Here is an 8,163-nt window from a genome sequence, read left to right as displayed (position 1 = left end):
GGACGATGGACGCCTTCGATTACTTCCTCGTGGTGCTGGTCTATGCCGACATCGCCAAGACCTTCCACCACACCAAGGCCGAAGTCGCGTTCCTGACCACGGCGACCTTGCTCATGCGCCCGGTGGGCGCATTGCTGTTCGGGCTCTGGGCCGACCGGGTCGGCCGGCGGCTGCCGCTGATGGTTGACGTGGTGTTCTATTCGGTGGTCGGCTTTTTGTGCGCGTTCGCGCCGAACTTCACCGTGCTGGTCATCCTGCGACTGCTGTATGGCATTGGCATGGGCGGTGAGTGGGGTCTGGGTGCCGCGCTGGCGATGGAGAAAGTCCCCGTCGAGCGGCGCGGGTTCTTCTCTGGTCTGCTGCAGGAGGGCTACGCGTTCGGCTATCTGCTCGCAACAGTTGCGTCGCTGTTGGTCATGGATCAACTCGGGCTGTCCTGGCGCTGGCTGTTCGGTCTGAGTGTCATCCCCGCGCTGATCAGCCTGATCATCCGGTACCGCGTGCGGGAGTCGGAAGTCTGGGAAGCCGAGCAGGACCGAATGAAATTGACCCGCACCAGGATCCGCGACGTGCTGCGCGAGGCCGCCGTCATCCGGCGGTTCATCTATCTGATCCTGTTGATGGCGGCCTTCAATTGGATGAGTCACGGCACCCAGGACGTGTACCCGACGTTCCTGTCGGCCACCCACGACGGCGGCGCCGCGCTATCCCACGCAGGCGCCAAGTGGATCGTGGTGATCTACAACCTCGGCGCCATTGCCGGCGGGCTGATCTTCGGCTCGCTGTCCCAGCGGTTCGGCCGCCGCCACACCGTGGTGTTCTGCGCCGTGCTGGGGCTGCCGATCGTGCCGCTGTTCGCCTACTCGCATACCGCCGCGATGCTGTGTCTCGGCTCGTTTTTGATGCAGTTCGCGGTGCAGGGCGCGTGGGGCGTCATACCCGCGCACCTGACCGAGATGTCGCCGGACGCCATCCGCGGCTTCTATCCGGGCGTCACCTATCAGCTGGGTAATCTGCTGGCTGCCTTCAACTTGCCGATCCAGGAGCGGCTGGCCGCTTCCCACGGCTATCCCTTCGCGTTGGCGGCGACCATCGTTCCGGTCCTGATCGCCGTTGCCGTGTTGACGGCGATCGGCAAGGACGCCACCGGAATTCGGTTCGGCACCAGGCAAAGCAGCGCCCTCGGCGACTAACCGCCTTGATCGAGCGCTTGACGCAGCAGGTGCATCGCGACCGTGGTCGAGCGCTCCCGGACGTCGGACCGGTTGCCGGGCAGTCGAAGCGTGCGGGTCGAGGACGCGCCGTCGACCGCCACGGTGAAACAGACTGTCCCGACGGGCTTTTCCTCGGTTCCCCCGCCTGGCCCGGCGATCCCGGTGATCGCCACCGCGGTGTCGGCGTCGAATCGGCGCAGCGCACCGGCGGCCATCGCTTCCGCCACCGGTTCCGACACCGCGCCGTGCGCGTCGATCAGCGCCGCATCCACACCGAGCAACTCGGTTTTCGCGTCATTGGCGTAGGCCACCAACCCGCCGGCGAGGTAGGCCGACGAACCGGGTCGATCGGTCAGTCGTGCCGCCAGCAGTCCCCCGGTGCATGACTCTGCTGTGGCGATCCGGCGTCCGGTCAGCAGCTGCGCGACTTGGTCATCCACCTGGGCGCCATCCTCGGAGAAGATGTGCTGGCCGTGCCGGGCGCGAAGTAACTCGCTCAGCTGCCGGTAGATGTCCGCGGCGTCAGGTTCATAGCGGGTGACCATCTCGATCTCCCCGCGCCGCAGACAGGTGGTGATCTCCATCGAGTCGAAGTCGGGCACCTCGTGCTCCGCCTCCCGAAGAGTCTCGGCCAGGCCGGATTCCGGCAGCCCGAACATTCTGATGGTGTCTTGGCGGTAGATCGTCCGGCCCGCGATGGCTTCCTGGACGGCGGCCGTCTGTACCGCGGTCTTCCACATCGGCTGTAGCTCGCGCGGCGGCCCCGGTAAAACGACGACGGTGGGCTTACCGGGAACCACCACCCCGGGCGCCGTTCCCACCGGATCCATCACGACAGCTCCGAGCGGGACCATCGCCTGCTTGCGATTGGCAGCACGCACCGCGTCGAAATCGCCGCCCCCGATGCGTGCCATCAGCCTCTTCAAGATCTCCGCGATCTTGTTTTCCAGCTCGGCGTCCAGCACGAGTTCGCGACCGCAATATCGCGCGACGGTTGCCACGGTCATGTCGTCGGCGGTCGGTCCCAACCCGCCGCTGGTGACGATCAGGTCCACGCCTTCGTCGGCCATGAACCGCAGCTGGGCTTCGATGTCGGCTGCGCGGTCACCGCAGATGGTGATGTGCGCGAGTTCGACGCCCAGCTCGAGAAGCCGGTCGGCGAGCCATGGGCCGTTGCGGTCGGCGACCCGCCCGGTCAAGACCTCGGTTCCGGTGACGACAATGCCCGCGCGTGCGCTCACCACTACGACATTAGGCGGGCAGTTTCGCTACGCATCCCCGGGTTGGGCGGATAGGTGACGCTCCACCGATTCGGTCTTGCTGGTCATCGCGTCGGTCACACCCGATCGCCAGTCCGCCTTGATCACCACGCTGACCCGGGTGGCGCGGGCCGCCACGGCTTCGACGGCGCGCTCCACGACGGCCATCACCTCGGCCCAGCTGTCACCCTCCATCACGGTGAACATCGAATCGGTCTTGTTCGGCAATCCGGAGTCTCGAACTACCCGAACCGCTTCGGCGACGATCTCACCGACACCCTCGCCGACTCCGAGTGGTGTGACCGAGAATGCGACCAGTACGGACACCCAATGAGCGTACCCACGAGGTCATGGCAGCATCGGGCCATGCGGGTTCTGGTGCAGCGGGTCGCGTCGGCAACGGTGTCGGTGGATGGCCAAGCCGTCGGTGCGATCCGGCCCGCCGGACAAGGCCTGCTGGCGCTCGTCGGGGTGACCCACGGTGACGACGCCGACAAAGCCCGACGGCTCGCCGAAAAGCTCTGGCAACTGCGGATTCTCGACGACGACCGGTCGGCCTCCGACGTCGATGCACCGATCATGGTGGTCAGCCAGTTCACGCTGTACGCCGACACCGCCAAGGGCCGGCGACCGTCCTGGAATGCCGCCGCGCCGGGCGCAGCCGCCGAGCCGCTGGTCGCCGCGTTCGTGCAAGCGCTGCGCGATCTTGGGGCCGGCGTGGAAACCGGAGTATTCGGCGCTCACATGCAGGTCGAATTGGTCAACGACGGCCCGGTGACGGTACTGCTCGAGCTGTGAGAGGAAGGGTTACATGAGCACATCGCAGGGCAACTGGGGCGTGGACCGCTCCGACGACGACACCTGGGACATCGTCAGCAGCGTGGGCTACACCGCATTGCTGGTCGCGGGATGGCGTGCCTTACACGCGGTGAGCGACCATCCGTTGGTGCGCGACGATTATGCCAAATACTTCATCGCGGCATCCGCGGACCCGTTTCTCAACAGCGCCCTCGCCGACCCGGGCACATCCGAGGGGGCGGTCACCTTTCCCCGCCTGTACGGCGCGCAGACCCGGTTCTTCGACGAATTCTTCTCCTCCGCGGCGCAGCGGGGCATCCGCCAGGCCGTCATCGTGGCAGCCGGCCTGGACTCGCGAGCGTATCGGCTGAGATGGCCAACCGGCACAACGGTATTCGAGGTCGACCAGCCGAAAGTCCTCGAGTTCAAGGCGAGAGTGCTTGCACAGCACGCAGCAGAACCCGCGGCCGACCGGCGCGACGTCGCGGCCGACCTGCGCGATGACTGGTCAATACCGTTGCGGGACAGCGGCTTCGACACCGAACACCCGACCGCCTGGTCGGTGGAGGGCATTCTGCCGTACTTGACCGGCGACGCCCAGGACACGTTGTTCAGTCGGATCACCGAATTGTCGACGCCGGGCAGCCGGCTCGGGATAGGCGCACTGGGCTCATGTCTTGACCAGGACCGGCTCGCTGCACTGGAAGGCAGTTACCCGGGCCTCAACCTGTCGGGCGACGTGAATTTCTCCACGTTGACCTACGACGACGCGACGAAAACGAAACCGGCGCTATGGCTTGCCGATCACGGCTGGACGGTCGACCCCGTGCAGACCAACCCGGAACTGCAGCGTGCATACGGCCGGGCCCCGGCCCAGGTCGACATGGACCTCGACGAGATCATGCACTCGGAGTACATCACCGCCACGCGTTAGCCTGATAGGCCATGCTCGGCGATGTGGAGATGCTTGACCCTCCCGTAGCGGGAGACCTCACAGTTGTCGTCGACAGGCACGTGACGCCGACACGACTGAGGAGAACCCGATGACCGTTCAGCTTTCCCTGGATCCCGCAATCGCTTCGCATATCGCGGCGATCAACAGTTTCGATCTCGATGCGATCATGGACACGTTCGCCGAGGATGCCCTCGTCAACGACGTAGCTCGGGAATTCTGGGGACGGGAGCGCATCCGTGCGTTCGTGGCCAAGGAGTTGGTCGGTGACCGCGTCACGATGCAACCCGTTGAGGCCGTAGACAATGCCGGTATGTGGTGCGTGCGCTGCCGATACGAGGGCGACTACGATAAAACAGGACTCCCTGACCCGCTGATCATGACCAATTACCTTCGTGTTCGCGACGGCAAGATCGTCACCTTGTTCATCGTGAACAACACTGCACCCCAGTATTGACTATGACCAACACCGTCAGCGTAGGTCGCTTCGCGACCATGACCCATCTGAGTGTCAAAACTCTGCGGCACTATCACCAAGTCGGATTGCTAGAACCAGCCGAAGTCGACCCGGACACCGGATACCGCTATTACACACTGGAACAACTCCCGACGGCCCAGCTGATCCGGCGACTACGTGATCTGCGCATGCCGGTCGCCGACGTCCGGGCTGTACTCGTCGCCGACACCCCAATCGTGCGCGACAGCCTGATCTCCGCCCATATCGATCATCTCGAAACCGAACTGGCGAAGACGCAAGCCGCGGTGAGCTCGTTGCGTGCGCTGCTGGACAGCCCCGCCGGGCCGCAGCCGGTACACCGGCGAGCCGAATCAAGCTTTCCCGCATTGGCAATTACCGAAAACACCTTGGACCCGTTGGATATCGAAGCCTGGTGGCGTGAGGCCTTAGCCGAATTGCGCAGCGCCGCAGCAGATAATGCCCTGAGGATCGCCGGACCCGCCGGTGGTTTGTACGACGAATGCCTGTTTCACCATGAGCCCGGCGAAGCAACCGTTTTCATCCCGGTGACGACACCGCGCGAAGTTGGCCGGGTCACAGCGCTGATCATTCCGGCGGCCGAGGTCGCCGTCACCAGCTATCAAGGGCCGCACTCCGATATCGACCTAGCCTACGGCCGTTTGGGTTCCTATGTCGCCGAGCACGAATTAGCGGTCGGCTGGCAACTGCGCGAGTATTACCACCGCGATCACAGCCATACCAGCGATCACACCCAATGGCGCACCGAAATCGCTTGGCCGATCATCGACTCCCCCGCTGAATAGCTAACGCCCGCAAACCACGTCATCAAGGATCAACCACGACGTATGCGGTTCCTCGCGATGCCCGTTCCCACAGCACGCCGTCCTCGGCCGTCACTCCCCCGCGGATCAAGTCGCGCTTCAGGATCTTGGTGGTCGCCGTTGTCGGGAGCTCATCGTTGATCCGTACGAACCGGGGCCAGGCTTTTGGTGACAGGTCGGATTGGGTGTGGAGGAACTTCTCGAATTCGTCCGGAGTGAGCGACTGCCCGTCATTGAGCACGATCGCGGCCATCAACTGGTCACCGACCTCATCCCGAATCCCATACACCGCGACCTGATTGATCGGCGCCAGCCGCTGCAGAATTCGCTCGATGGGCGCGGCCGCCAGGTTCTCGCCGTCGACGCGCAGCCAATCCGCCGTGCGGCCGGCCAGATAGATCCAGCCTTCGGTGTCCCGATACGCCAGATCGCCCGACCAATACATGCCGTGGCGCATTCGCTCGCTGGTGGCCGCGGGATCGTTGTAGTAGCCGGCGAACGGGCCAGAGCCTTCGGTGTTGACCAGTTCGCCGACAGCCTCGTCGAAATTGGCCAGGGCGCCATTCTCGTCGAAAATGGCAGGTGCGCATTCGGTTACGGTCTGCGCATCGTAAATGGCGACGCCCGGATATCCCTTGCCGATGGAGCCGGCCGGGGTGCCGTCCTCGCGAGTGATGATCACCGCGAACTCGCTGGATCCGAAGCTGTCCACCACCCGGCAGCCGAACCGCCGGGCGAACTCGTCGATGTCGCGGTCGCTCGCTTCGTTACCGAATGCCATGCGCAGGGTGTTGTCGGCGTCGCCGTGTTGCTCAGGGGTGGCCAGCAGCAGGGCCAGCGGTTTACCGACATAGTTCATGTAGGTGACGTTGTAGCGGCGGACATCGGCCAAGAATCTCGACGTCGAGAACCGGGCGGGCACCATCGTCGCTCCACTGCCGACGGCCACGGCCCACCCGGCGGCCACGCCGTTGGAATGGAACAGCGGCATCGACAGGTAGCACACGTCGTCCGCGGTGACGTCGTACTGCCCAATCAGGCTGGCGCCGCACATGATCGCCATCACGTGTGAGAAACGCACGGCCTTGGGGTCGCCGCTGGTTCCTGAGGTGAAGATCATCATCAGGGTGTCGTCGAAACCGACCTCGCGGTACGGGACAAGGGGCGGTGCGTCCGCGACCGCGTCGACGTAGCGCGGCGACGCCACTTCCAGCACGGTGATGTCGTGCAGGTCCAAGCCGTCCAGCAAAGCCAGATGGTCTGAATCGACCAGCAGCAGTTGGCAATCCGACCGCCGGATATCGGTTGCCAAACCCGGACCGCGCCGCGTGGTGTTGATGCCGCACAACACGTAACCACCCAACGCGGCCGCCGCCATGGAGCGCAGCATCGCCGGTGAATTGGCCAGCAACGCACCGACATGCAACGGGCGCGTAGTGTCGGCGAGCCCAATCAGCGCCGACGCCTCGCCCGCGGCCTCCGCGAGGTGCTCACGCCAGGTCCAGGTCTGCTCGCCGTAGGCCACCGCAGGAGTGTCCTCGCGCATGCGGGACCGCAGTAGTTGCTGGACGGTCTCAAACATGCGCAGGCTCCGGCCGATACCGCAACAACGTGACTCCGGTGTCGGGAATGTCGCAGAATACCGGGCTCACCCGCATTCCTACCCGGACGTCGGCCGGGTCCACGTCCACCAGTTCGGTGCTGAACCGCGGTCCGGCGTCCCACTCGACGACGGCGAGGATCTGCGGCAGCGAATCCGCCCATGGTGGGCCGGTGGGCCGACGCGCCACCGTGAAGGTGTACACCGATCCGGCCCCGTCGATTTCGCGCCACTGCAGGTCGTCGGCGAGGGTGCCCGGCGTTAGCGTGCGCGGATAGAACACATACCGCCCCAACGACGGCGAATATTGCACCAGGATCCGGTGCTCGGTGAGCGCTTGCCAGAACGGCGCTGACACCGGGGTGGCCTCGGGAAGTGGTGTCACCTCGGTCATCTCAGTCACCACCCAATACCAGCGCGACTTGTTCACTCATGATCCCACCGGTGCCGCTGACGAATGCATGGTTGCAGTCGGCGACCTGCGCCGCGGCGGCCCGGCCCATCACCTGACGCGCGGCATCGACCACGTGGTGCATGCCGCCGGCCATCCCGGCTTGCCCGAATGAGAGCTGCCCGCCCGCCGTGTTGAGCGGAAAGTCGCCCGCAAAAGTGAGGTCGCGCTGGTTGACCCAGTCCATGCCTTCGCCCTTGCCGCAAAAACCGGCGTCTTCGAGGGTCATCAAGACGGTGATGGTGTAGCAGTCGTAGAGCGATGCCATGTCGACGGCCGAGGGGGCGAGACCCGCCATCGCGAACGCACGTTCGGCGGCGCGCGCGATCGGCGTCGTCATCAAGTCTTCGGCGTAGGTCGCGGTCTTGAAGGCAATGTGCTCGCCGAATCCCTTGACCCACACCGGACGGTGACGGGCACGCCGGGCCACGTCGGCGTTGGCGACCAGGACACCGACACCGCCCTGCACTCGCATCACCGTCTCCAGCATGTGGATCGGATCGGCGATCATCGGGCTCTCGAGAACGTCGTCGACGGTGATGGGCTTGCCGTGGAACACCGCTCCCGGATGCGCGCACGCGTTCGTACGC

At 65.0% G+C, this 8,163-nt stretch carries 10 protein-coding genes; 5 read left to right on the top strand and 5 right to left on the bottom strand.

Going from position 1 to position 8,163, the window contains the following annotated elements; all coding sequences use genetic code 11:
- Positions 1-1,193, top strand: a 1,193-nt coding sequence (locus WAN02_RS10530; protein WP_422264096.1) for an MFS transporter, incomplete at its 5' end; no start/stop codon positions are given.
- Here the strand turns inward: WAN02_RS10530 and WAN02_RS10525 are convergent.
- Entirely contained in the window at positions 1,190-2,455 is a 1,266-nt protein-coding gene (locus WAN02_RS10525) for a competence/damage-inducible protein A (protein WP_422264095.1), read from the bottom strand. The genes WAN02_RS10530 and WAN02_RS10525 overlap by 4 nt on opposite strands.
- 27 nt (positions 2,456-2,482) lie before the next feature.
- Complete coding sequence (locus WAN02_RS10520) at positions 2,483-2,800, bottom strand: thiamine-binding protein (protein ID WP_422264094.1); 318 nt, start codon at positions 2,798-2,800, stop codon at positions 2,483-2,485.
- A gap of 39 nt (positions 2,801-2,839) precedes the next feature.
- Between WAN02_RS10520 and dtd the strand changes: the two genes are divergently transcribed.
- The 4 genes from dtd to WAN02_RS10500 all read left to right on the top strand — a co-directional run bounded on the left by dtd (position 2,840) and on the right by WAN02_RS10500 (position 5,504).
- On the top strand, positions 2,840-3,271 hold the full coding sequence (gene dtd, locus WAN02_RS10515; protein WP_422264097.1) for a D-aminoacyl-tRNA deacylase: 432 nt from the start codon (positions 2,840-2,842) through the stop codon (positions 3,269-3,271).
- Positions 3,272-3,284: 13 nt separating this feature from the next.
- Positions 3,285-4,205, top strand: a complete 921-nt coding sequence (locus WAN02_RS10510) for a class I SAM-dependent methyltransferase (RefSeq protein ID WP_422264093.1) — start codon at positions 3,285-3,287, stop codon at positions 4,203-4,205.
- Positions 4,206-4,314: 109 nt separating this feature from the next.
- Positions 4,315-4,680: a nuclear transport factor 2 family protein gene (locus tag WAN02_RS10505; protein WP_422264092.1), complete on the top strand. Its 366-nt coding sequence runs from the start codon at positions 4,315-4,317 to the stop codon at positions 4,678-4,680.
- 2 nt (positions 4,681-4,682) lie between these two features.
- Positions 4,683-5,504 carry a MerR family transcriptional regulator gene (locus tag WAN02_RS10500; protein WP_422264091.1) on the top strand — a complete coding sequence of 274 codons (822 nt, stop codon included), beginning with the start codon at positions 4,683-4,685 and terminating at the stop codon, positions 5,502-5,504.
- A 22-nt stretch (positions 5,505-5,526) separates the two neighbouring features.
- Here WAN02_RS10500 and fadD1 read toward each other — a convergent pair whose 3' ends face one another.
- The 3 genes from fadD1 to WAN02_RS10485 form a co-directional block, all read right to left on the bottom strand.
- The gene (gene fadD1, locus WAN02_RS10495; RefSeq protein ID WP_422264090.1) at positions 5,527-7,104 is read right to left on the bottom strand and encodes a fatty-acid--CoA ligase FadD1; all 1,578 of its coding nucleotides are present in this window, start codon (positions 7,102-7,104) and stop codon (positions 5,527-5,529) included.
- Complete coding sequence (locus tag WAN02_RS10490) at positions 7,097-7,516, bottom strand: Zn-ribbon domain-containing OB-fold protein (RefSeq protein WP_422264089.1); 420 nt, start codon at positions 7,514-7,516, stop codon at positions 7,097-7,099. Before WAN02_RS10490 ends, fadD1 begins: the two co-directional genes overlap by 8 nt.
- 1 nt (position 7,517) lies before the next feature.
- Positions 7,518-8,163 (bottom strand): thiolase family protein (locus WAN02_RS10485; RefSeq protein WP_422264088.1); only part of this gene is annotated, 646 nt, incomplete at its 5' end.

The organism is Mycobacterium sp. (genome assembly GCF_049281135.1).
Classification (GTDB): domain Bacteria; phylum Actinomycetota; class Actinomycetes; order Mycobacteriales; family Mycobacteriaceae; genus Mycobacterium.
This window is presented reverse-complemented; position numbering and strand designations above follow the sequence as displayed.